This window comes from Enorma timonensis (assembly GCF_000321165.1).
GTDB lineage: Bacteria > Actinomycetota > Coriobacteriia > Coriobacteriales > Coriobacteriaceae > Enorma.
On the sequence record NZ_CAPF01000077.1, the window covers coordinates 1 to 22,426 of the forward strand.

22 protein-coding genes are annotated in these 22,426 nt (G+C 68.4%); 10 read left to right on the forward strand and 12 right to left on the reverse strand.

Annotated elements, in window-relative coordinates:
• Positions 1–258: 258 nt before the first annotated feature.
• The 4 genes from BN423_RS08655 to dnaK form a co-directional block, all read right to left on the reverse strand.
• A complete protein-coding gene (locus tag BN423_RS08655) occupies positions 259–669 on the reverse strand; it encodes a heat shock protein transcriptional repressor HspR (RefSeq protein ID WP_019247004.1) in 411 nt (136 codons plus the stop codon).
• Positions 670–766: 97 nt separating this feature from the next.
• On the reverse strand, positions 767–1,723 hold the full coding sequence (locus BN423_RS08660) for a DnaJ C-terminal domain-containing protein (RefSeq protein ID WP_019239858.1): 957 nt from the start codon (positions 1,721–1,723) through the stop codon (positions 767–769).
• Between the two features lie 91 nt (positions 1,724–1,814).
• The gene (locus tag BN423_RS08665) at positions 1,815–2,594 is read right to left on the reverse strand and encodes a nucleotide exchange factor GrpE (RefSeq protein WP_019239859.1); all 780 of its coding nucleotides are present in this window, start codon (positions 2,592–2,594) and stop codon (positions 1,815–1,817) included.
• 95 nt (positions 2,595–2,689) lie between these two features.
• Entirely contained in the window at positions 2,690–4,588 is a 1,899-nt protein-coding gene (gene dnaK, locus BN423_RS08670; protein WP_019239860.1) for a molecular chaperone DnaK, read from the reverse strand.
• Positions 4,589–5,096: 508 nt separating this feature from the next.
• Between dnaK and BN423_RS08675 the strand changes: the two genes are divergently transcribed.
• Positions 5,097–5,282, forward strand: coding sequence for a DUF362 domain-containing protein (locus BN423_RS08675; protein WP_019239861.1), 186 nt, complete (start codon positions 5,097–5,099; stop codon positions 5,280–5,282).
• 125 nt (positions 5,283–5,407) lie between these two features.
• Here BN423_RS08675 and BN423_RS08680 read toward each other — a convergent pair whose 3' ends face one another.
• Positions 5,408–5,995 carry a hypothetical protein gene (locus BN423_RS08680; protein ID WP_019239862.1) on the reverse strand — a complete coding sequence of 196 codons (588 nt, stop codon included), beginning with the start codon at positions 5,993–5,995 and terminating at the stop codon, positions 5,408–5,410.
• Between the two features lie 253 nt (positions 5,996–6,248).
• Between BN423_RS08680 and trxA the strand changes: the two genes are divergently transcribed.
• The 8 genes from trxA to BN423_RS08720 all read left to right on the forward strand — a co-directional run bounded on the left by trxA (position 6,249) and on the right by BN423_RS08720 (position 13,341).
• Positions 6,249–6,569: a thioredoxin gene (gene trxA, locus BN423_RS08685; protein ID WP_019239863.1), complete on the forward strand. Its 321-nt coding sequence runs from the start codon at positions 6,249–6,251 to the stop codon at positions 6,567–6,569.
• A 138-nt stretch (positions 6,570–6,707) separates the two neighbouring features.
• Positions 6,708–6,956, forward strand: a complete 249-nt coding sequence (locus BN423_RS08690; protein WP_019239864.1) for a hypothetical protein — start codon at positions 6,708–6,710, stop codon at positions 6,954–6,956.
• Between the two features lie 3 nt (positions 6,957–6,959).
• Complete coding sequence (gene nikR / locus BN423_RS08695; protein WP_019239865.1) at positions 6,960–7,403, forward strand: nickel-responsive transcriptional regulator NikR; 444 nt, start codon at positions 6,960–6,962, stop codon at positions 7,401–7,403.
• 12 nt (positions 7,404–7,415) lie between these two features.
• Entirely contained in the window at positions 7,416–10,067 is a 2,652-nt protein-coding gene (gene hypF, locus BN423_RS08700) for a carbamoyltransferase HypF (protein ID WP_019239866.1), read from the forward strand.
• 111 nt (positions 10,068–10,178) lie between these two features.
• A complete protein-coding gene (locus BN423_RS08705; RefSeq protein ID WP_019239867.1) occupies positions 10,179–10,445 on the forward strand; it encodes a HypC/HybG/HupF family hydrogenase formation chaperone in 267 nt (88 codons plus the stop codon).
• Positions 10,442–11,533, forward strand: a complete 1,092-nt coding sequence (gene hypD / locus BN423_RS08710) for a hydrogenase formation protein HypD (protein WP_019239868.1) — start codon at positions 10,442–10,444, stop codon at positions 11,531–11,533. Before BN423_RS08705 ends, hypD begins: the two co-directional genes overlap by 4 nt.
• Before the next feature lie 43 nt (positions 11,534–11,576).
• Positions 11,577–12,599: a hydrogenase expression/formation protein HypE gene (gene hypE / locus BN423_RS08715; RefSeq protein WP_019239869.1), complete on the forward strand. Its 1,023-nt coding sequence runs from the start codon at positions 11,577–11,579 to the stop codon at positions 12,597–12,599.
• A 76-nt stretch (positions 12,600–12,675) separates the two neighbouring features.
• Positions 12,676–13,341 (forward strand): HAD family hydrolase, encoded by a 666-nt coding sequence (locus tag BN423_RS08720; protein ID WP_019239870.1) that lies wholly within the window; start codon positions 12,676–12,678, stop codon positions 13,339–13,341.
• Positions 13,342–13,436: 95 nt separating this feature from the next.
• Here BN423_RS08720 and BN423_RS11030 read toward each other — a convergent pair whose 3' ends face one another.
• From BN423_RS11030 to pyrE, 3 genes are all read right to left on the reverse strand, one after another.
• Positions 13,437–14,900, reverse strand: coding sequence for a zinc-ribbon domain-containing protein (locus BN423_RS11030; RefSeq protein WP_081588358.1), 1,464 nt, complete (start codon positions 14,898–14,900; stop codon positions 13,437–13,439).
• Positions 14,839–15,396, reverse strand: coding sequence for a DUF5105 domain-containing protein (locus tag BN423_RS08735; RefSeq protein ID WP_019239872.1), 558 nt, complete (start codon positions 15,394–15,396; stop codon positions 14,839–14,841). The genes BN423_RS11030 and BN423_RS08735 overlap by 62 nt, the downstream gene beginning before the upstream one ends.
• Positions 15,397–15,544: 148 nt before the next feature.
• Complete coding sequence (gene pyrE, locus BN423_RS08740; protein WP_019239873.1) at positions 15,545–16,228, reverse strand: orotate phosphoribosyltransferase; 684 nt, start codon at positions 16,226–16,228, stop codon at positions 15,545–15,547.
• Positions 16,229–16,600: 372 nt separating this feature from the next.
• Here pyrE and BN423_RS08745 point away from each other — a divergent pair, with 372 nt between their 5' ends.
• Complete coding sequence (locus BN423_RS08745) at positions 16,601–17,764, forward strand: iron-containing alcohol dehydrogenase (RefSeq protein ID WP_019239874.1); 1,164 nt, start codon at positions 16,601–16,603, stop codon at positions 17,762–17,764.
• Between the two features lie 53 nt (positions 17,765–17,817).
• Here BN423_RS08745 and BN423_RS08750 read toward each other — a convergent pair whose 3' ends face one another.
• From BN423_RS08750 to BN423_RS08765, 4 genes are all read right to left on the reverse strand, one after another.
• The gene (locus tag BN423_RS08750; protein ID WP_019239875.1) at positions 17,818–18,249 is read right to left on the reverse strand and encodes an HIT family protein; all 432 of its coding nucleotides are present in this window, start codon (positions 18,247–18,249) and stop codon (positions 17,818–17,820) included.
• Between the two features lie 98 nt (positions 18,250–18,347).
• Positions 18,348–19,232 carry an aldo/keto reductase gene (locus tag BN423_RS08755; protein WP_019239876.1) on the reverse strand — a complete coding sequence of 295 codons (885 nt, stop codon included), beginning with the start codon at positions 19,230–19,232 and terminating at the stop codon, positions 18,348–18,350.
• Between the two features lie 141 nt (positions 19,233–19,373).
• The gene (locus BN423_RS08760) at positions 19,374–20,861 is read right to left on the reverse strand and encodes a UxaA family hydrolase (protein WP_019239877.1); all 1,488 of its coding nucleotides are present in this window, start codon (positions 20,859–20,861) and stop codon (positions 19,374–19,376) included.
• A gap of 50 nt (positions 20,862–20,911) precedes the next feature.
• Positions 20,912–22,423 carry a tagaturonate reductase gene (locus tag BN423_RS08765; RefSeq protein ID WP_019239878.1) on the reverse strand — a complete coding sequence of 504 codons (1,512 nt, stop codon included), beginning with the start codon at positions 22,421–22,423 and terminating at the stop codon, positions 20,912–20,914.
• Between the last annotated feature and the right edge of the window lie 3 nt (positions 22,424–22,426).

A 22,426-nucleotide genomic window follows, 5' to 3' on the forward strand; every position in this document is an offset into this window, starting at 1 on the left:
GAAACGAGCGGTTTCTAGGCACCCCTTGAAGTAGCGCGGGGTTGCGCGCCAACGGAACCGCAGGTAGCGAGGCCGCTCCTTCGGGGGCTACTTGGCCATCCCCGTATAAACCGCTCGTTTCGCGTGCTTTGGGTTTCAACGCCGAAGCCAACCCAAGAAAAAACGGCGATATGGCATACAACATGCCATATCGCCGTTCCAACAACGTTCCGCCTACCGCGAACGCGTCCCACGCGCGCCTCGGCGCCCTCGCGCAGCCTAGATGCCGCCACCCAGCAGCCCGCGAAGCACCTGCTCGGGGTCGGCCGAACCGCCGCGCGGCACGAGCGCGGTGATCTTCTTCTGCACCTTGTACTCCGCCACCTCGTCCTCGAGCTCGCGGACACGGGTACGCAGCCGCTCGTTCTCGCGCTCGCGCTCCTCGGCGCGCTCCTTCATGTCCAGGATGCGCACCACACCGGCAAGGTTGATGCCCTCGTCGGTGAGCTGGTTGATGAGCTCGAGCCGCTCGATGTCGGCGCGCGAGTACAGGCGCGTGTTGCCGCCCGAGCGCTTGGGGTTCACCAGGCCCTTCGACTCGTAGACGCGCAGGGTCTGCGGGTGCATGCCCGTCAGCTCTGCCGCCACGGAAATCATGTACAACGGCTTGTTACGCTCGTCCTCTGCCATATCGAACCCCAAATCTCGTCCTCTTCGCGCGCCGCTCCGTGCGCGCACCGCGCATCACGGGAGCGGCTCATGTGGCCGCGCCCGCAGTGCAGCCCCCCTATGCGCTCGCCTTCGACGACGAGCGGTATTGATTGATCGTCGCGCGGTAGTCGCGCGCGTCGGCTTCCATGAGCTTCTCGAGCGATGCGCGCTCGGTGTCGCTCAGCCGCTCCGGCGTGCGGACCTCGACGGTCACGATCAGCGCGCCCGTGCGCCCGCGATGCTTCAGATCCGGCGCGCCCATCTCGTTGAACCGGAACTTCTTGCCCGTCTGCGTCCCCGCAGGGATGCGCAGGCGCACCGTCTTGCCGCCCGGCGTGGGCACGTCCACGCGGGCTCCCAGCGCGGCCTCGTACATCGAGATAGGCAGCGTGAGCAGCACGTCCGCGCCCTTGCGCTTGAAGATGGGGTGCTCGAGCACGTGCGTGCGCACGATCAGGTTGCCGCGGCTGCCGCCGTTCACGCCGAAGTCGCCGCGCTCCTTGAAGTTCATCTTGCCGCCGTCCACGGCGCCTGCCGGGATCTTGACGACCACGCTCTCGCGCGTGCCCGTCGACGGCACGGTGTAGCTCACCTTCTTCGTGACCCCGTGGAACGCGTCCTCGGCGCTCACGTCGATGGTCAGCGAGATGTCGTCGCCTTTGCGCGGGCGGTTCGCGGCGCGGCCGCCCATGCCGCCGAACCCCTGGGCGAAGCCACCGAACCCGCCGCCATCGGAACCGCCAAAGATGGAGCTGAAGAGGTCGTTCAGGTCGACGTTCGCCCCACCGCCGCTATATGTATACGAGCCGCCACCGCCCGGCATGCCGCCGAACATGAGCAGCTGGTCGTATTCTTTGCGCTTCTTCGCATCGGAGAGCGTCTCGTACGCTTCGCTGATCTCCTTGAACTTCTGTTCATCGCCGCCCGCGTCGGGATGGTACTTCTGCGCGAGCTTGCGAAATGCGGTCTTGATTTCCTTGTCGGAGGCGTCGCGCGAAACGCCCAGGACATCGTAGAAATTCTTCTGCGGCATGACGCCTGCCTCCTTCCCTGAGCCGGGGGCTCAGCGCCCCGTCTCATCAAAAGGGCTTCGGAACCTGTGTCCCGAAGCCCTTACCGGTCGTTTACTCGGACGCGCTCTCGGCATCCGCCTCGGGCGCACCCGATTCGGCTTCGGTGGCCGGGGCGGGCTCGTCCGCGGCCTCCGCTTCGGGCGCCGGGCGCTTCTCGCCGCCGTAGGTCACCGTGACCATCGCCGAGCGCAGCACGCGATCGGCCATGCGGTACCCCTTCTGGTACACGTCGTTCACCGTCTCGTCGTACTGCGACGGATCCTCGACGCGGCCCACCGCCTGGTGCTCGAGCGGGTTGAAGGGCTCGCCCTTCGGGTCGATGGCCTCGACACCCTCGTGCGCGAACACGTCGAGCATCTTGGTGCGCACCGCGTCCACACCGTCCACGAACTGCGCGAACGCATCGTCGAGCTGCTGCTGGCGCGCATGGGCGATGGCGCGCTCCATGTCGTCGAGCACGGGCAGCAGCGCGGTCACGAGCTTCTCGGTGGCGCGGGTCTGCTCGGCCAGGCGCTCGGCGGCGGTGCGGCGGCGGTAGTTCTCCCAGTCCGCCTGGAGCCGCTGGGCGCGCTCGTTCGCCTCGGCCACCTTGGCCGCGGCACCGTCACTCGCCTCCTTGGCCTCCGCGAGCTCGCGGCGCACGTCGGCCAGCTCGGCCTGGGCCTGCTCGTATTTGAGCTTGAAGTCGTTCTCGGCTGCTTCCTCGCCTGCGCGGATGGCCGCCTCGATCATTTCCTCCTCGCTCATGGCCTGCTCGGCCTGCGCCTGCTCGGGGGTGTCGTCGTGCGTGGCCTCCACGCCCGCGCCCTCGGCCTGCTCGGTATCGTCCACTGCTTCTACCGGAATCTTCACGTCCCTCTCCTTGGAGTCATCGGGGGCGGCGGCAGCTCCCGCCGCCCCGGTGCGAGCTTCGCGAGCGGGCATGGTTACTTATCCTGATCGTCGTCGACGACCTCGTACTCGGCGTCGACCACGTCGTCATCGGCCGCAGGCGACGCGCCGTCGGTAGCCTGCTGCGCGTCGGCGTACACCATCTGCGCGAGCTTGTAGGCGACCTCCTGCAGCTTGTCGCCGGCGCTCTTGATGGCGTCGACGTCCGAGCCCTCGAGCGCCTTCTTGGCGTCGGCGATCGCGGCGTCGGCCTCGGCCTTCACGTCGGCGGGCACCTTGTCGCCCAGCTCGGAGAGGGTCTGCTCGGTGGAGTAGCACAGGCTGTCGGTCTGGTTGCGGACCTCGACCTCCTCCTTCTGGCGCTTATCCTCCTCGGCGTGCGCCTCGGCGTCCTTCACCATGCGGTCGACTTCCTCGTCGGACAGCGCGGTGGAACCGGAGATGGTGATCTCCTGGCTCTTGCCGGTGGCCTTATCCTTCGCGGAGACCTTCACGATGCCGTTCGCGTCGATGTCGAACGTGACCTCGATCTGCGGCACGCCGCGGCGCGCGGCCGGGATGCCGGTGAGCTGGAACTTGCCGAGGCTCTTGTTGTCGCGCGCAAGCTCGCGCTCGCCCTGCAGGACGTTGATCTCGACGCTCGTCTGGTTGTCGGCGGCCGTGGAGTAAATCTCGGTCTTGGACGTCGGGATGGTGGTGTTGCGGTCGATCATCTTGGTCATGATGCCGCCCATGGTCTCGACGCCGAGGCTCAGCGGGGTCACGTCGAGCAGCAGGATGTCGCTGCCCACCGTGGAGTCGCCGCCCAGGATGGCGCCCTGGATGGACGCGCCGCAGGCCACGACCTCGTCCGGGTTCACGGACATGTTCGGCTGCTTGCCGGTCATGTTCTTCACGAGCTCCTGGACGGCGGGCATACGGGTCGAGCCGCCCACGAGGATGACTTCGGTAAGGTCGGAGAGCTTGAGGTTGGCGTCGCGCAGGGCGTTGGTCACCGGCTGCTTGCAGCGCTCGAGCAGGTCATGCGTGATGCGCTCGAACTCGGCGCGGCTGAGCGTGTAGTCGAGGTGCTTCGGGCCGGTGGCGTCGGCGGTGATGAACGGCAGGTTGATGGTGGCCTGCTGCGCGGAGGAGAGCTCCTTCTTGGCGTTCTCGGCCGCCTCCTTCAGGCGCTGGAGCGCCATCGGATCCTGGCGCAGGTCGATGCCGTTATCGGCCTGGAACTTGTCGGCAAGCCAGTCGATGACGCGCTGGTCCCAGTCGTCGCCGCCCAGGTGGTTGTCACCCGCGGTGGAGAGCACCTCGAACACGCCGTCGGCGAGGTCGAGGACGGAGACGTCGAACGTGCCGCCGCCCAGGTCGAAGACGAGGATGCGCTGATCCTTGCCGCCCTTGTCGAAGCCGTAGGCGAGCGCGGCCGCGGTCGGCTCGTTCACGATGCGCTTGACGTTCAGGCCGGCGATTTTACCGGCGTCCTTCGTGGCCTGGCGCTGGGCGTCGTTGAAGTACGCGGGGACGGTGATGACGGCGTCCGTGATCGTCTCGCCGAGGTACTTCTCGGCGTCGGTCTTCATCTTCTGCAGGATCATGGCGCTGATCTGCTCGGGCGTGTAGTCCTTGCCCTCGATCTCCACCACGGCGCGGCCGCCTTGACCCTCCTTGACCGTGTACGGGACGGTCTTGATCTCCGAGGCGACCTCGGAGTACTTGCGGCCCATGAAACGCTTGATGGAGAACACGGTGTTCTTGGGGTTCGTCACGGCCTGGTTCTTGGCGGCCTTGCCCACCACGCGGTCGCCGTCGGCGCGGAAGCCCACGACGGACGGGGTGGTGCGGTCACCTTCGGCATTCACGATGATGGTGGGGTTGCCACCCTCGAACACGGCCATCGCCGAATTGGTCGTGCCCAGGTCGATTCCGAGAATCTTGCTCATGGTATATCCCTTCCTTTGAGCCGGGCGAGCTGTGGCACGCCGCCACGGCTCTTTGAATCGCGACGGGTGCCGCGACCCTTTTTTCGTTCGGTCTTATAATATCCCGTTTTCAATCGACCTATACCATGTGATTCAGAAAATCTAAGTCAACATATATAAGATTTTCTAGTGCGCCCGCCCGCAGGGGATGGGTTGGTTGGGGACGTGTTCCGTTCAACCCCTTTCCATTCAACCCCTTTTGCTGTTTTGTGAGTACGATCGGCGGGCATGGCGGAATCGTCCGCAAACAAGTACACGCACCTGGAACGAGTTGCCTTAAGCGCTGCACGAGCGCTCGCACGTCCTCTCTTCCGCGCACCCAGCGTGATTGTTTACCCTTCCTAACTCGGCGAACGGTCGAAAAAGGCTTCATACGAGACTTGAAAATGACGACGAGCGGGGTATATTGAAGCCACGCAATCCGTACCGGACGCCGAATCGGTTCCGGGCTATCAAGAGGAGGATTACTATGGCTCATCCTGTTATTGAAGCCGACGAGTGCATCGCTTGCGGCGTCTGCGTCGACGACTGCCCCCAGGGCGTCCTGGAGCTCCAGGACGTCGCCACCGTGGTGGACGAGGATTCCTGCATCGGCTGCGGCGTGTGCCTCGACGGCTGCCCGTCCGGCGCGATCACCGAGATCGCCGAGGACTAAGTCCTCACATACCACCTCTCGGGTATCGAAAGGGGCTCCTGCGGGAGCCCCTTTTGCGTTGCGGGACAGGCAGGTTCGCCGAGCGGCGCGGGCGGAAACCTCGCGAAAACCCGCAGCCCGCCGCGCTAGAGCGGCGAGCCGATCGGCGGTAGCTGCTTGAGATACGCCCACATGCGCTGCTTCGCGCGGGCATCGCCGAGCGCGGCCTCGAAGCCCCCGAGCGCGAGCACGCGGCGGCCGAGCACCCGCGCGACGAGCCCCGGCTCGAGCATCGCGACGTCGAACTGCTCCACCTGCGCGAGCTCCTCGGCATACGCCTCGCGCATCACGGCAGCGGCATCGTCGTCCACGAGCACGACCGCCTCGGGGTCGAGCGCCTCGAGCGCCCAGCGGAACAGCTCGGGGTCGAGCGGCTCGCCCGCGGCGCGCGTGGGGACGACGCCCTCCTCGACCGTGCCCATGCGCGCGGAGAGCACGCAGAAATCCTCCGGCGCGTACCCCAGGCGCTCGAGCGCCGCATGGAACGCCGTGCCGTCGGCACCGGAGAGCACGTCGGCGCCCGCCCGCTCCGCCTCGTTGAGCGCGCCCTTCACGAGAACGATCTGCGAAAACGCGTTCCCGAAGATGCACGCGCCCCGACGCGTCAGCCCCTCGAGCTCCAGGCGCTTCGCACCCAGCAGAGCCTCGCGCTTCTCCGCGCTCGTCGCCGCCATGCGCCTCCCCTTCCACTCGCCGAACCCATCCCCGCCATTGTACGCCGCGAGTCATTGAGTCATTGGGGACGGGTTCAAATGACTCAGTGAGTCAAACGAACCTGTCCCCAATGTCTCACCGAGTCATTTGAACCCGTCCCCAATGACTCACTGCAAGAGGATGCGGCAACTGGGTATAACGTGACCGACTTATATGGCACCGTGCCCGCAGCGAACGCGATCGGGCGCGACGCAACCGTTCCAAGGAGGAACCATGGCCGCAGTACAAGAGGTCAACGCCACCAATTTCGATAGCCTGCTTCAGGAGCAGCTCCCCGTCCTCGTCGACTTCTGGGCACCGTGGTGCGGCCCGTGCCGCATGGTGTCGCCCATCGTCGACCAGCTCGCCGAGGAGCTCGCCGGCCGCCTCGTCGTCGCCAAGTGCAACGTCGACGAGAACCAGGACATCTCCATGCGCTACGGCGTCATGTCCATCCCGACCCTCGTCATCCTGAAGAACGGCCAGGAAGTCCACCGCATCGTGGGCGCGATGCCGAAGCCGAAACTCAAAGAGGAGATCGAGCGAGCGCTGTAAGCTCGGCGCGACCGAACGGTGCCGCGTGAACCGCGCGGCGCGAAGCGCGCTGCACCGGCGCGCGTAGTACACTAGAGCCCCGGGGACACCGGGGCTCTTTTCATATGCACCGCACACCCATCTCGCTGGGAGGACGATATGCACGACGTCGGCATGAACATGAGCCAGCTCTCGATGAGCGTGAAGCACATCGACGACACCATCGCGCTCGCGCGCGCGTGGAGCCACGACCTCTACCATGCGACCGAGGCCTTCGACATGGAGCGCATCGACGAGAAGCTCGAGGCGGCGATGGCGGCGCTCGACGAGGCGCGGGCAGCGCTCGCCGGCTATGACGAGGCAATCGAGGCCGACCACAACGCCGTCGGCTCCGTGCGGCTGGTGTAGACCGTGGGCAAGCGTTCCTGCCCGGGCGACCTCGCCCGCTTCTCCGTCGCCGTCCCGGAAGACCTGCTCGCAGCCTTCGACGACCTGCTCGCCCGGCGCGGCGACGACGCGAACCGCTCGAGCGCCATCCGCGACCTCATGCGCGCGGCGCTCGTCGAGGAGGCGCTCAAGACGCCCGATGCCGAGGTCATCGGGTCGCTCACCATGATCTACGACCACCACACGGGCGACCTCACGCGCCGGCTCGACGAGGTGCAGCACGACTACACGGCAGAGATCGTCTCGACCATGCACGTGCACCTCGACCATCACAACTGCCTGGAGATCCTCGCGCTGCGCGGCACCGGGGCGCGCATCTACGAGCTCGCCGACCGTCTGCTCTCCCTGCGCGGGGTGCGCCATGGCAAGCTCACCTGCTCCGCGACGGAAACGAGCCTAGAGCTCTAGCGGGACAGCGGCATGCGACGCATCCAGATCCACATACGCGGCATCGTCCAGGGCGTGGGCATGCGGCCGTTCGTGTACCGTGAGGCGGTGGCGGCGGGCGTAGGCGGTTGGGTGCTCAACGCAGGAGACGGCGTGCACATCGAGGCGGAGGGCGACGACGCCGCGCTCGACACGTTCCTGCGCGCGCTCCGCGACCGGGCGCCGGCTGCCGCGCGCATCGACGGCATCGAGGTGCGGCAGGTCGACGCGGGCGACGGCGCGCCGGAGGACGGCCGTCCCGCCGTGCCCGGGTTCCGCATCGTCGCCTCGGACGACACCACCGCGCGCACGACCCTCGTCTCGCCCGACATCGCCACCTGCCCCGACTGCCTGCGCGAGCTCTTCGACCCAGAGGACCGCAGGTACCACTACCCGTTCATCAACTGCACGAACTGCGGGCCGCGCTTCACCATCATCCGCGCGCTGCCCTACGACCGCCCCGCGACCTCCATGTCCGCGTTCCCCATGTGCCCCGACTGCGCACGCGAGTACGCCGACCCGCTCGACCGGCGCTTCCACGCGCAGCCGGACGCCTGCTTCGCCTGCGGGCCGCACATCACCTGGCACGAGCGCGGGATGTCCGACGCGCGCACCGGGTCCACGCGCGAAGCGAGCGATGCGATCATCGAGCGCTGCGCCGAGCTCATCGCGGCGGGCGGCATCGTGGCGGTCAAGGGGCTCGGCGGGTTCCACCTCGCCTGCGACGCAGGCAACGACCAGGCCGTGCGGGAGCTGCGCACGCGGAAGCGCCGCCCGCGCAAGCCGTTCGCAGTCATGATGGCGAGCCTTGCGGATGTCGAGGGAATGTGCACGGCGCGGGATGCGGAGCGCGAGCTACTGCAGGGCAGCGTGCGCCCGATCGTGCTCGTGCGGCACGTCGCCGGCTGCGCCCCGTCCGTCGCCTTCGACCTGCCCGAGCTCGGCGTCATGCTCCCCTACACGCCGCTTCAGCACCTCCTGCTCGCCGCTTGCGCCCGGCGCGGCGTGCGCGCGCTCGTCATGACGAGCGGCAACGTGAGCGGCGAGCCCATCGAGACCGACGATGCGCGCGCGTGGGAGCGCCTGGTCGAAGGGGGCATCGCCGACGCGCTCCTGGGCAACGACCGCGCCATCCTCGCGCGCTACGACGACTCCGTCGCACGCGTCGACGCCCGGGGGGCCGCGCGCCTCGTGCGCCGTGCGCGCGGCTACGCGCCGCAGCCGCTTACGCTCCCCACCTGCGGAGATGACGCGCTCCCGACGATCCTCGTGTGCGGGGCGGAGCAGAAGGCGACCCTCGCCCTCACGCGCGAACAGGCGGACGGGGCGGCGCTCTGCTTCCTCTCGCAGCACATCGGCGATGTCGAGCACGCGAGCTCCCTTGCCGCCTGGCACGAGGCCCGCGAACGCATGGAAGGCCTCTTCGACCTTGCGCCGCGCGCACTCGCCTGCGACCGGCACCCCACCTACCTCACGGCGCGCTGGGCGCGCGACGAGGCACAACGGCTTGGAGTTCCACTCATCGAGGTTCAGCACCACCACGCGCACATCGCCGCAGCGATCGCCGAGGCGGCGGCATACGACGGCCTCGACGCGCGCGAACCCGTGGTGGGCATCGCCTTCGACGGAACCGGGGCGGGCACGGACGGCACCGTCTGGGGTGGCGAATTCCTCGTCGCGACCCTGACCGGCTTCGAGCGCGCCGCGCACCTTGCGACCATGCCGCTTCCCGGCGGGGCCGCCGCCATCCGCGACCCGCGGCGCTGCGCCTACGCCCTGCTCTGGCAGCATAATCTGCTCGGGCACCCCGGGGCGGCGCGGCTGCTCGATAGCTTGGGGGGCGGGGCCGCCTCCATCATGGACACCATGCTCGAGCGCGGCATCAACAGCCCGCTCACAAGCAGCATGGGGCGCTTCCTCGACGCCTGCGCCGCGCTCCTGGGCATCTGCGAGCGCGCGAGCTACGACGGTGAGCCCGCCATCGAGCTCGAGGCGGCGGCCGTGCGCGCCGCGGACGCCGGTGCGGGGCAAGAATTTCGCGACGCGTCGCGAAAATTGGTGGCGAAATTCAGATATGCACGATGCGGAACCGCTTCCGAGGCGGTTCGGAGCGACGGTGAGGACGGAAGGCCAGAGAAACCCCAGGATTCCTGTGACCGGGATCGGGCGAGCGTCCGTTCGGAACGGCCAAACGCCGGCTCTGGGGTCGCTGAATCGTGCATATCTGAATTTCACCACCACATTTTGCCGCCGGAGGAGAAAAACTTGGTCGCGCGGCACGGCGGGACCCCGCTTGCGCCCGTCATCATCGACCCGTCGCCGCTTCTCACCGCCCTGCTCGACGGCATCGCGGCCGGAGAGGCCGCCGAGGTGCTCGCACTGCAGGTGCACGACGCCCTCGCACGCATGGCGGCCGAGGTCGCCGGTGCGATCGCGCGGGCACGCGGCATCGACACGGTCGCGCTCGGCGGCGGGGTCTTCATGAACCGTCTGCTCCTCGAGCAGACCCGCGGCCTGCTCGAGGCGGAAAGCCTGCAGGTCATCGTCCCGCAGCGCATCCCCATCAACGACGGCGGCATCGCGTACGGGCAGGCCGCCGTAGCCCGCGCGCGGCTCGCAGCGCGGCTAGACGGAACGTCTGTGTAGATAGCCTTGCAACCACCCCCGCATTTGCCCTTCTGCTACGTGCGGGGTACCATCTGTGACGATGTGCGGCGTGGCACCCAGCGCCGCGCGCACCCAGATGAAGGAGCAGCCATGTGCCTTGCGATACCCGGACAGATCGTGGAGATGCAGCCCGACGGCGCGACGATCGACACGCTCGGCGTGCGTAAACGGATATCGCTCGCGCTCACGCCGTCCGCTCAGGTAGGCGACTGGGTGCTCGTGCACGCCGGCTTCGCCATCGAGGTCGTCGACGCCGACGAGGCCGCGCAGACCATCGAGATCGTCCGCGAGCTCGGCGAGCTGGCAACCGAGGAGCTCGCGGCGAGCACCGCGGAAACCGAAGCCGTCCGCTCATGACGCGTGCGCTCGACCTCGACGCTTTCCGCGATCCCGCCCTCGCGCGCGAACTCATCGAGCGCATCGCGGGCATCGTCGGCGACCGCCCCATCAAGCTCATGGAGGTCTGCGGGACGCACACCATGAGTATCGGTCGCTACGGCTTCCGCTCGATCCTCCCGAAGAGCCTCCAGCTGCTCTCTGGTCCCGGCTGCCCGGTATGCGTGACCGCCAACCGCGACATCGACCACGCCATCGCGCTCGCCCGGCTCGACGGTGCGTGCATCGCCACCTTCGGCGACATGGTGCGCGTGCCCGGCAGCACGTCGTCGCTCGCCGCGGAGAAATCGGCCGGGGCGGACGTGCGCATCGTGTACTCGCCGCTCGATGCGGTCGACCTCGCCGCGCGCAACCCGGAGCTCCAGGTCATCTTCATGGGCGTCGGCTTCGAGACCACCGCGCCCCTCATCGCCGCGAGCATCGTCGCCGCCTCCGAGCGCGGCCTGTCCAACTTCTCCGTGCTCTGCCTGCACAAGACGACGCCGGCGGCACTGCGCGCCATCGCGGGCGACCCGGCGTGCGCCGTCGACGGCTTCATCCTGCCCGGCCACGTCTCCACCATCACGGGCACGGCCCCGTTCCGCTTCCTCGTCGACGAGTTCGCCACCCCCGGCGTCGTGACCGGCTTCGAGCCCGTCGACATCCTCGAGGGCATCGCGCTCCTCGCCGAGATGGTGGTGGACGGCACCCCGCGCATCGCGAACGCCTACCGCCGCGGCGCGCGCGACGGGGGCAACCCCGTGGCCCGGCAGCTCTGCGAGCGCGTCTTCGAGCCGGCCGACGCCACCTGGCGCGGACTCGGCGCGCTTCCGGCCTCCGGCCTGCGCATCCGCGACGACTTCGCCGCCTTCGACGCCGCCCGGCGCTTCCCCGTCGACATCGAGCCCACGCGCGAGCCGCGCGGCTGCCGCTGCGGCGACGTCCTGCGCGGCGTGATGGCGCCCTCCGCCTGCCCGCTCTTCGGCCGCGCCTGCACCCCGGAGCACCCGGTCGGCCCCTGCATGGTCTCGAGCGAGGGCAGCTGCGCCGCCTACTTCCGCTACCGATGATAAAATGGTGTCTGACACCTTTTTATCACTGAAGGGATCCGACATGGTATCCAACGCGACGGTCCAGCTCGGCCACGGGTCGGGCGGCACCATGATGCGACGCCTCATCGACGAGGTGTTCCTCGAGGCGTTCGACGCGCCCGAGCTGCACGCGGGCGACGACGCCGGCATCGCGCCGCTGCCGCCCACGGGGCGCATCGCGCTTTCCACCGACACGTTCGTCGTGACGCCGCACACCTTCCCCGGCGGGGACATCGGCCGGCTCGCCGTGTGCGGGACGGTGAACGACGTGGCGACCTCGGGCGCGCGCGTGCGCTACCTCTCGTGCGGCTTCGTGATCGAGGAGGGCTTCCCCCTCGACGACCTGCGGCGCATCTGCGCGAGCATGGCGGCGGCCGCGCGCGAGGCACACGTCGCGATCATCACGGGCGATACGAAGGTCGTCGAGCGCGGAGGCGCCGATGGCATCTACATCAACACGGCAGGCGTGGGCGAGGTCCCCGAGGGCGTGACGCTCTCGGGCGCGGCGTGCCGGCCCGGCGACGCGGTGCTCGTCTCGGGCACGCTCGGCGACCACGGCATCGCGGTGATGAGCGTGCGCGAGGGCCTCGCCTTCTCCACGGACATCGAGAGCGATGCCGCGCCGCTCAACGGCCTTATCGCCGACGTGCTCGCCGCCGCGCCGCACACCCGCTGCTTCCGCGACCCCACGCGTGGCGGCCTGGCGAGCACGCTCAACGAGTTCGTCACCGCGAGCGGGGTAGAAATCGAGCTCGACGAGGCAGCGATCCCCGTGCGGCCCGCGGTGCGCGCCGCCTGCGACATGCTGGGCTACGACCCCCTGCAGGTAGCGAACGAAGGGAAGATGGTCGCCGTCGTGCCCGCCGACGAGGCCGAGCCCGCGCTCGCGGCCATGCGCGCGAACCGCTACGGGGCGGACGCGGCGATCATCGGGACGGTTCGCGAGGCCGCGCCGACCGGTCCCGCCGTGCTCGTGCGCACGCCCTGGGGCTCGTCGCGGATCCTCGACATGCTCGTGGGCGAGCAGCTGCCCCGCATCTGCTAGAACCCGCGAGCGCCGGATCGTCCGAACCCGTCCCAGACCCCGCCTCTGACCCCCCATGAACCGCAAGGAGCCTTCCGTGGCAGAACCCGCCTTCACGCATATCATCTTCGACCTCGACGGCACGATCCTGGACACGCTCGAGGACCTCGCGCTCGCCTGCAACCACGTGTGCGAGGCGCGCGGCTGGCCCACGTTCCCGCTCGATGCGTACCGCTTCAAGGTGGGCAACGGCATGCGCAAGCTCGTCGAGCGCATCATCCCCGCCGAGTATTACGGGGACGGCGCCGTCTACGAGCAGGCCCTCGCCGAGTTCCGCACCCGCTACGCCGCGCACAAGGAGGACCACACCACCCCCTACCCCGATATCATCGCGGTGCTCGACGCCCTGCGCGCGGCCGGCATCGAGCTCGCCGTCCTCACGAACAAGGACCACGACGCCGCCTGCCCCCTCGTCGAGCGGTATTTCGGCGACCGCTTCGCCCTCGTGCAGGGGGCGACGGCGGCGTTCCCGCCCAAGCCCGCCGCACCGGTCACCCTGCACGTCATCGAGGCGCTCGGCGCGAACCCCGCGACCACCCTCTTCGTGGGCGATAGCGACGTCGACGTGGAGACGGGGCACAACGCCGGCCTCCGCGTGGCGGGCGCCGTCTGGGGCTTCCGGGGAGCGGCGCAGCTCGAGGCCGCGGGGGCGGACTACCTCGCCCGCACGCCCCGCGACCTCCTCGCGATCGCCGGGGTATAGCGCAGCCGGCGGCTCACGGGTGACCGGGCTGCCGGGCGATTCGCGGAAAGGGCTGCCGGGCGAACCGTCAGCCGCGTGACCGCCGCACCCGGCCGCTAGTACCCCAGCATGCCCTCGATCGCGTGCTCCGAGCTCGAATCCATCCACCACACGCCGCTGCTGTCCTGCGTGAACGTGAGCGTCGCCTCGGTGGTCTTCGGCTCAGCCGCGGCGATGACATCGAGCATCATCGCGCCCTCTTGCCGGTAAGCCTCGTCCTCGGTCATGGTCGTGGTGTCGACCGATGCTGCCCACGCGTCGAACTCGTCCTGGAACGCCGCCATGATGTCCGCGTACGACTTGATGGTGACCGACACCTCGACGCTCGCGGTATCGCCGTCGACCGTCACGTCGCCCACCTCGTAGGCGTAGCCGTCAAGATAGGCGTCGGCGAACTCGTCGGCCGTGATGCCCAGCTGGTCGAGCTCCGAGCTCGAGCCGCTCTCGAGCCCCATGATGAAGCCGTTGCGCATGTCGTCATCGGCCTTGAAGTAGGTGTCGACGTCGGAGGCGATGAGCTCCTCGTCGGAGGGCAGGTAGGCCGCGAAGACCGCGTCCCGCAGCTCATCGCCGTCCGCCTTCCAGGTGGAGCCGTCGCGCGTGTACGTGAGCTCGAGCGTCGTCTCCTGGGGCTCGCCGGGGTTGTCCGCCTCGCCCTCGTGGTGCTCGATGAACGAGATGAGCGGGGCGTGCGTGATCGTGGCGGTCGCGGTCGCCGTGGCGCCGTCGTCGGAGACCACGACGTCATCGACGGTGTACGAGGTGTCCTCGAGCCACGCCTCGTACGCGCTCGAACTGGGGTACGGGTAGGCCGCGAGGCCGGAGAGCACGTCGTCCGCCTCGGAAAGGAGCCGATCGCCGTCGCCCGTCGAGGGATCCGAGTACGCGGCGAGGTGCTCGTCGAGGTCCTCCCGGATGACCTCCTCCGGGCCGGTGGCGAAGAAGTTCTGGTAGACGAGGTACCCGCCCGCGCCGATAATCGCGACGAGCGCGATGATGCCGACGACGATCCCCACCACCTTTGCCTTGCCGCCCCGCTTCTTCGGCGGCTGCGGGGCGGGCGCGTCGGCCGCGGGCTGCGGCGGAACCTGGGTGGGCGGGGTGGTCGCGGGCTGCGGCGGCACCTGGGCGGGCGGGACGGTCGAGGCCTGCCCGGCAGCCCAGGACGCGGGCTGCGGCGGCACCTGCGCAGCCGCGGGAGCGGGCGCCGCTTCCGGCATCGGTGCGGCGCCCGTCACCGGCGCTCCGCCCTGGCCCGCGCCGTCGCCCGCCGCGTCCCCGACGGGCATTCCGCACCGCGTGCAGAACCGCGTTCCCTCCGGCAGGTTCGCCCCGCAATTCGTGCAAAACATCAGTCCACCCCACTCTCCAGATAGCGAAGCGCCCCACACCAGGGCGGGGCGCAACGCGTGTCGTCTCGGCAGCGCGCAGCCGCCGTATCCGTGTCGTCTGCCTACGCTACGCCAAAACCACCGACGAGAGCTCCATCTCCGAGCTGGAGTCCATCTCCCAGTCACCATCGGAGTTCTTCGTGTAGTTCACCTCGACGGTCGTGGAAGTAGGCTCGGCGCTGTTCGTCGCGTCGAGGAGCATCTGACCGGCCTGCTTGTAGATCTCGTCCTGGCTCGAGAGCGTGTTCGGGTCGACGCTGTACGCCCAGTCGTAGAAGTCGTTTTGGAACGTGGTCATGATGTCGGTGTACGACTTGATGGTGATGGTGAGCTCGGCCGTCGCGGTGTCGCCGTCGACGGTGATGTCGCCGATCTCGTACCCGAAGCCGTCAAGGTAGGCGGCGGCGAACTCATCAGCCGTGATGCCGAGCTGGTCGAGGTCCTCGCCGGCCGAGGACTCGAGCCCCTCGACGAAGGCCTCGTCCGCGACGTCGACCTCGCCCATGTAGCTCTCGAGGTTCTCGCGGATCAGGTCCTCCGCGGACGCCCCGCCGCACCCACCGAGCACGAGGGTGAGCATGCAGGCGATCGCCACGACCGGAGCGAGCAGGATGCGCTTCTTCATCGGTTCCTCCCAACGCAGCTGTGAAGCGCGGCAGCACGCGCTTCTCTTCATGATGTCTCCATACTATCCGAACGCGCCGGCAAAAGCGTGCGCGGCGTGACATGTTTCGGTAAGCGTTCGGAAACGGCGCGCACAAGGCCGCCCGCGGCTACGCCTTCACGCCGTACTGCTCGTAGTAGGCGTCGAGCGCTGCCTTCGTCGCGTCGTCGATGACCACGCGGCCGTCGATCTCATGGTTGTAGAGCACCTCCGTGACCTCGGCCATATCCACGATACTCGCCACGGGGAAGCCGTACTTCTCCTGGATCTCCTGCTGCGCGGTCACGACGCCGCCCTTGCCCACCTCCATGCGGTTGAGGCTCACGATGAGGCCCTTGACCTCGACGTCCGCCGCCGCCTTCAGGATGGGGTAGGTCTCGTCGATGGACTTGCCGGAGGTCGTGACGTCCTCGACCATGACCACGCGGTCGCCGTCGTGGAGCTCGGCGCCCAGCAGGTTGCCCGCGTCCGCGCCGTGGTCCTTGACCTCCTTGCGGTTGGAGCAGTAGCGCACCTCCTTGCCGTAGAGCTCAAAGAGCGCGATGGCCGTGACCACCGACAGCGGGATGCCCTTGTAGGCCGGCCCGAACACGATGTCGAAGTCGAGGCCGAAGTTGTCGTGGATGGCGCGGGCGTAGTACTCGCCGAGGCGCTTGAGCTGCTCGCCCGTCACGTAGGCGCCGGCGTTCATGAAGAACGGCGAGGTGCGGCCGCTCTTGAGCGTGAACTCGCCGAACTTGAGCACGTCGGATTCGACCATGAACGTGATGAAATCCTGCTTGTACTGTTCCATGGGATTTCCCTTCCCCCGCTGCCGTTTCGGTCGCCCCCATTCTACATGAGACGCCCCGCGCGCCGTCGGGCGAGCCATTGGGCGAGCCATTGGGGACGGGTTCAAATGACTCAGTGAGTCAAACGAGCACGTCCCCATTGACTCAATGAGTCATTTGAACCCGTCCCCAATGACTCACCAATGGCTCATTCGAAAGTCCTATCCGTAAGCCATCGCTCTGTTGTATACTGAAAGTGCAGTTAGATGCACGTTTTTGAGCACAAGGAAACGAAGATTTCCGAAAGCCCAGAGACGAGCGTCCGAAATCAAAACCCGTTGCGGCGGGTTACGCAGGAGCGGCCGCCCAGGCCGCCGCATCATCGAGGAGGATTCATGGCACAAGCCACCGCGCGCACCTTCATCACGCCCCATCACATCATCTACGGCCCCGACGCCCTCGCCGAGGCGTCCGCGCTCATCGCGACCCTCGGCTCGCGCGCGCTCATCGTCACCGACGCCATGATGGGCAAGCTCGGCAACCTCGCGCGCGTCACCGACATGCTCGACGGCATCGGCGTGACGTACCACGTCTACGACGAAGTGAACTCCGAGCCCGTCGACACGATGGTCGCCGCGGGCGTCGAGCGCTACCAGCAGGAGGGCTGCGACTTCATGATCGCGCTCGGCGGCGGTTCACCCATCGACACCATGAAGGCCATCGCGATGTGCGTCTCGAGCGGCCGCGACATCGACTCGTTCCTGGGCGAGGGCTTCTCCGGCCCCGTCTGCCCCATGGTCGCCATCCCCACCACGGCGGGCACGGGCTCCGAGGCCACGCAATTCACCATCATCACGAACACGCAGGCCGACGTGAAGATGCTCATCGCCGGCGCGCCGCTCATCCCCGAGGTCGCCATCGTCGACCCCGCGTTCACCCTCACCGCGCCCGCGAGCGTCACGAGCGCCACGGGTCTCGACGCGCTCTGCCACGCCATCGAGTCCTACACGTCGCGCAAAGCGCAGCCGCTCTCGCAGACGTTCTCGCTCTCCGCGGCGAAGCGCATCTTCGAGAACCTCGCCACGTGCGTGAACGACCCCGGCAACGTCGAGGCGCGCATGCAGATGTCCATCGCCGCCACCGAGGCGGGCATCGCGTTCAACAACTCGTCCGTGACCATCATCCACGGCATGTCGCGGCCCATCGGCGCGCTGTTCCACGTGCCGCACGGCCTTTCGAACGCCATGCTCATGGAGGCCTGCTTCGAATTCGCGCTCGACGGCGCCTACGACCGCTTCGCCGAGGTCGCGCGCTACTGCGGCCTGAGCACCTCCGAGGACGACCGCACCGCCGCCGAGGACCTCATGGCCGCGATCCGCGCGCTGCTCGCCGAGCTCAAGGTGCCCACGCTCGAGGAGTTCGGCGTCGAACGCGCCGCCTTCCACGCGGCGATCGAGAAGATGGCCTCCGACGCGCAGGCGAGCGGCAGCCCCGCGAACACCATCAAGCCCGTCATCGTCGAGGACATGCAGGCGCTGTACCGCAAGGTGTACGCGTAGTCCCCGGCGGAGAGCCTTGCCCCCAGCCCGGTCGGACTGGGGGCGGGCATCTGCTAGAGCGCATCCACGATCTTCTTCGCGAGCTCCGCGTACTCCCCGTCCGTGAGCGTCACGCGGCCGGGGTTCATGGCGAACACATCGCCGAACTCGAAGGAATCGCTCGCGTACTTGGGCACCAGGTGGAAATGCAGGTGGTGCATCGTATCGCCGTACGCGCCGAAATTGATCTTATCCGGCGAGAAGGCCTTGTGCAGCGCCGCCGCGACATGGCGGACGTCCGCCATGAACGCCGCAGACTCCTCCTCCGTGAGGTCGCTGATGTCGTCGACATGCCGCTTCGACGCGACGATGCAGCGGCCGGGATGGCTCTGCTCCTTGAAGAGGATGAGGCGGCTCGCCGGGAGGTCGCACACGGGAATGCCGAACGCCCCCACCAGCTCGTCGTTCTCGCCAATCATGCAATACGCGCAGTCGGTATGTGCCATGCTCTTCCCCTTTCGCGAGCGGCGCGCGCCATGCCGAAACACGTCCAGCGCCCGGCAGCACGCACCCCTATTGATGCACCCCAGTATACCCGCGCGCTCTACTTCACGTTCCCGCGCGCCATCATGTCCTCGAGCGTCTGCGGGCGGTCGAACGTGTTGGGGTCGCCGCTGATCTGGCCCTCCGGGCAGTCGAGCGCGTCGAAGGCCGCCATCTCGGCATCGGTGAGCTCGAAGCCGAACACGTCGAGGTTCTCGCGCATGCGCTCGGCGTGCGTCGACTTCGGGATGATGACATGGCTCTTCTGGATGTGCCAGTGCAGCACCGCCTGCGCGCAGGTCACACCGTGCGCGGCGGCCGCGGCGCGCGCGGGCTCGCTCTCGATGTCGCTGCCGCGCCCGAGCGGCGAGTACGCTTCCACCACCACGCCGAGCTCGCGGCAGAGCGCGTCGAGCTCGGGGCGCCAGAACGCCGGGTGCGACTCCACCTGGTTCACCGCGGGCACCACGCCCGTCTCGTCGACGAGGCGGCGCAGGTGGTCGGGCAGGAAGTTGCACACGCCAATCGATCCCACGAGCCCCTCCTCGACGAGCTTTCGCATGGCGCGCCACGTCTCCACGTAGCGGTCCTGCGTGGGCACGGGCCAGTGGATGAGGTAGAGGTCGATGCGGTCGAGGCCGAGGTCCTTAAGCGACGTCTCGCAGGCGCGCAGGGCGTTGTCGTAGCCCTGGTCGGCGTTGCGGAGCTTCGTCACGGTGTAGACGCTATCGACCATGCCCGTCGCGCGGAGCGCCGCGCCCACGCCGGCCTCGTTGGCATAGGCGGAGGCCGTGTCGATGTTTCGGTACCCGATCTCGAGCGCCTCCTCCACCGCGCGCTGCGTGTCGGCCGGGTCGATCTTGAACGTGCCGAACCCCGCCTGCGGGATCTGGCTGCCATCGTTCAGCGTGATGGTGGGAACGCTCGCGTCGAATGTCTTTGCCATGCGATCTTCCTTCCTCGTGCGTCATAAAGGGACGGGTTCAAAACGTTACTTTTTGCTACATTCGGGGACAGGCTCTGGTAGCGGGTGGGAGATGCGCCGGACAGCCGCGCACCGTGCGCCTGCGCCGGCCACCCTCCCCCGCTAGAGCGTGACGCCGTCCTTCCAGATGGCGATCCCGCGGTAGCCGCGCCGCTCGCTCACGGTCCGCTCGCCCTCGGCGAAGGCGATCACGCGACGGAACAGGTCGGAGGCCGCCTCGTCGATCGAGCGCTCGCCGTCGGCCACCACGCCGGCGTTGAAATCCATCCAGCCGGGCTTGCGCTGCGCGAGCGCCGTGTTCGTGAACACCTTGCACGTGGGGACGGCGCTGCCGAACGGCGTGCCGCGCCCCGTAGAGAAGAGCACGATGTTCGCGCCCGCCGCGGCGAGCGCCGTCGCGGAGACGAGGTCGTTGCCCGGGCCGCACAAAAGGTTCAGCCCGCGCGTGCGCACGCGGTCACCGTAGCCGAGCACGCCGTCGATGGGCGCGGCGCCGCCCTTCTGCACGCAACCGCAGCTCTTGTCCTCGAGCGTGGTGATGCCGCCCGCCTTGTTACCGGGGCTCGGGTTCTCGTACACCACCTCGCCGTGGCGGATGAAGTAGTCCTTGAAGCCGTTGAGCATCGCCGCCGCCTCGTCGAACACCGCGCGCGTGCGGCAGCGCGAAAGCAGGATGTCCTCCGCGCCGAACATCTCGGGCACCTCGGTGAGGATGGAGGTGCCGCCGCGCGCGACGAGCATATCGGACACGCGGCCGATCACCGGGTTCGCCGTGATGCCGGAAAGGCCGTCCGAGCCGCCGCACTTCATGCCGATGACGAGCTCGCTCACGGGCACGGGCTCGCGCGTGAAGCCCGCGGCGTAGCCGATGAGCTCGCCCAGGATCGCGCGGCCGGCGGCCATCTCATCCTCCACGTCCTGGCAGGTCAGGAAGCGCACGCGCGCCGGGTCGTAGTCGCCCAGCTCCGCCACGAACTGCTCGTGCGTGAGGTTCTCGCAGCCGAGCCCCAGCACGAGCACGCCGCCCGCGTTGGGATGGTGCGCGAGCGCGGCCAGGAGCTTGCGCGTCTGGGCGTGGTCCGCGCCCGTCTGGCTGCAGCCGAAGGGGTGCGCAAAGGCCACGACGCCGTCCACGGAGCCGTGCACGAGGTCGGCCGCATCGGCGGCGAGCGCCGCGGCCACCTCGTTCACGCAGCCCACCGTGGGCAGGATCCATACCTCGTTGCGGATGCCCACGCGGCCGTCCGGGCGGCGGAAGGCCCGCATGGTCTCGGGCTCGACCGGCTCGAGGTCGCGCACGGCGGGCTCGTAGGCGTAGGCGACCTCGCCGGAGAGGTTCGTCGTCATGCGCTCTGTGTGCACGTGCTCGCCCGGCGCGATATCGCAGGTCGCGTGGCCGATGGGCAGGCCGTACTTCACCACGTCGTCGCCGGCGGCGAGCGCGCGCACGGCCATCTTGTGGCCCTGTGGGATCTCCTCGGCAACCGTCACCGCGCCCGAGTCCTCGACGTCGAGCACCTCGCCCGCCGCGAGCGGGCGCAGCACCACGACCACGTTGTCCTTCGGGTTGATGCGAACGATCGCCTGCATGGAGACCTCACTCTCGATGTAACAAACCCCCTGGGGTTATTTTGCACGGGCTACTGGGCGGATGCGAACGCAGCCTTCGCGCCGTCGGCGCGGATGGTCGCGAGCGCGGCGGCGACCGCCTCCTCGAGCCCGGCGACCGCGCGCAGGTCCTGGCCCCACATCTGCTCGCAGCCGAGCACCTCGCCCACGAGCTCGCCGTCCGCCATGCCCGCGCGCTCGGCGTAGAAGTCGAGCACCCAGGCATCGTCCTGCGCGGTGTACGCGGTGCCGTCCGCGCGGCGCAGGTGCAGGCCGTCGTCGTCGCGGCCCTCGAAGCCGGTGGTGTAGAACGCGATGAGCGCGGCGAGGCTCACGGTGAGGCAACGCGGCAGCTCACCGGTCTTCTCCACGTAGTCGAGCAGCGTGGGCAGGTCGCGCGCGCGCCACTTCGCGGTCGAGTTCAGGCAGATGGAGAGCAGCTGGTGGTCGATGAACGGGTTGTCGAAGCGGTCCTGGACGGCCGCGGCGAAGGCGCGCAGGTCGGCCTCGTCGAGCTCGGCCGAGAGCGTGGGGATGACCTCCTGCTCGAGCAGCCGGTTCATGAAGCCGCGCACCACGTCGTCGTGCATGCAGTCGCGCACGATGTCGAAGCCCGCGAGCCACGCGCCCGGCACGAAACCGGTGTGCGCGCCGTTCAGGATGCGGACCTTGCGCTTCTTGTAGGGCGTCACGTCCGGCATCACGAACGCGCCGGGCAGCTCGGCCTGGATGAACGGCAGCTTCTGGGCGAGCGCGTCGTCGCCCTGGATGCCCCACATCTGGAAGGGCTCGCGCACGGCGAGGAACGGGTCGTCGTAGCCCAGGCGCTCGGCCACCTGCGCGGCCTCGGCCGCATCGCGGATGCGCCCGGGGACGATGGTGTCAACGAGCGTCGTGCAGAACGTGCAATCCTGGGTGAGCCAGGCGTCGAAGGCGTCCTCCCAGCCCCAGTCGGCCACGTGCTGGCGCACGATGCGCAGCAGCTCGGCGCCGTTGTTGTCGATGAGCTCGCAGGAAAGCACGATCACGCCCGGCTTGCCCGCCGCCCAGCGCGCGTGCAGCACCTGCGCGAGCTTCGCCGGGAAGCTCGCCGGCGGCTCGTCCGTGGGCTGGCAGGAGGGGTCGTAGGCGATGCCCGCCTCGGTGGTGTTCGAGACGATGATCTCGAGGTCGTCCGAGACGGCGACCTCCATCAGGGCGCGGTAGTCGTCCGGGCGGTACGGATTGATGCAGCGGCTGCAGCTCGACACGAGGCGCGCCTCGTCCATCTCGACGCCGTCCTGCTTGCCGCGCATGAGCACGGTGTAGAGGCAATCCTGGTCGTTGATGCCGTCGGCGAAGCCATAGGCGCCGTCGATGGGCTGCACCATGACGATCTTGCCGTTCCAGCCCGTCGCCTCGTTCGCGAGGTCGAAGTAGCGGTCGACGAACGCGCGCAGAAAGTTGCCCTCGCCGAACTGCAGCACCTTCTCGGGCGCGTCCTTCGGCAGCACGTACCCCTCGTACCCGATCTTCTCCAACGTCGCGTAGCTCAGCGTGTCCACGGT

Coding starts and splice junctions, on each gene's coding strand:
- BN423_RS08655 (WP_019247004.1), bottom strand. CDS start 669: ATGGCAGAGGACGAGCGTAACAAGCCGTTGTACATGATTTCCGTGGCG.
- BN423_RS08660 (WP_019239858.1), bottom strand. CDS start 1,723: ATGCCGCAGAAGAATTTCTACGATGTCCTGGGCGTTTCGCGCGACGCC.
- dnaK (WP_019239860.1), bottom strand. CDS start 4,588: ATGAGCAAGATTCTCGGAATCGACCTGGGCACGACCAATTCGGCGATG.
- BN423_RS08675 (WP_019239861.1), top strand. CDS start 5,097: ATGGCTCATCCTGTTATTGAAGCCGACGAGTGCATCGCTTGCGGCGTC.
- BN423_RS08680 (WP_019239862.1), bottom strand. CDS start 5,995: ATGGCGGCGACGAGCGCGGAGAAGCGCGAGGCTCTGCTGGGTGCGAAG.
- trxA (WP_019239863.1), top strand. CDS start 6,249: ATGGCCGCAGTACAAGAGGTCAACGCCACCAATTTCGATAGCCTGCTT.
- BN423_RS08690 (WP_019239864.1), top strand. CDS start 6,708: ATGCACGACGTCGGCATGAACATGAGCCAGCTCTCGATGAGCGTGAAG.
- hypF (WP_019239866.1), top strand. CDS start 7,416: ATGCGACGCATCCAGATCCACATACGCGGCATCGTCCAGGGCGTGGGC.
- BN423_RS08705 (WP_019239867.1), top strand. CDS start 10,179: ATGTGCCTTGCGATACCCGGACAGATCGTGGAGATGCAGCCCGACGGC.
- hypD (WP_019239868.1), top strand. CDS start 10,442: ATGACGCGTGCGCTCGACCTCGACGCTTTCCGCGATCCCGCCCTCGCG.
- hypE (WP_019239869.1), top strand. CDS start 11,577: ATGGTATCCAACGCGACGGTCCAGCTCGGCCACGGGTCGGGCGGCACC.
- BN423_RS11030 (WP_081588358.1), bottom strand. CDS start 14,900: ATGGTGACTGGGAGATGGACTCCAGCTCGGAGATGGAGCTCTCGTCGG.
- BN423_RS08735 (WP_019239872.1), bottom strand. CDS start 15,396: ATGAAGAAGCGCATCCTGCTCGCTCCGGTCGTGGCGATCGCCTGCATG.
- pyrE (WP_019239873.1), bottom strand. CDS start 16,228: ATGGAACAGTACAAGCAGGATTTCATCACGTTCATGGTCGAATCCGAC.
- BN423_RS08745 (WP_019239874.1), top strand. CDS start 16,601: ATGGCACAAGCCACCGCGCGCACCTTCATCACGCCCCATCACATCATC.
- BN423_RS08750 (WP_019239875.1), bottom strand. CDS start 18,249: ATGGCACATACCGACTGCGCGTATTGCATGATTGGCGAGAACGACGAG.
- BN423_RS08755 (WP_019239876.1), bottom strand. CDS start 19,232: ATGGCAAAGACATTCGACGCGAGCGTTCCCACCATCACGCTGAACGAT.
- BN423_RS08760 (WP_019239877.1), bottom strand. CDS start 20,861: ATGCAGGCGATCGTTCGCATCAACCCGAAGGACAACGTGGTCGTGGTG.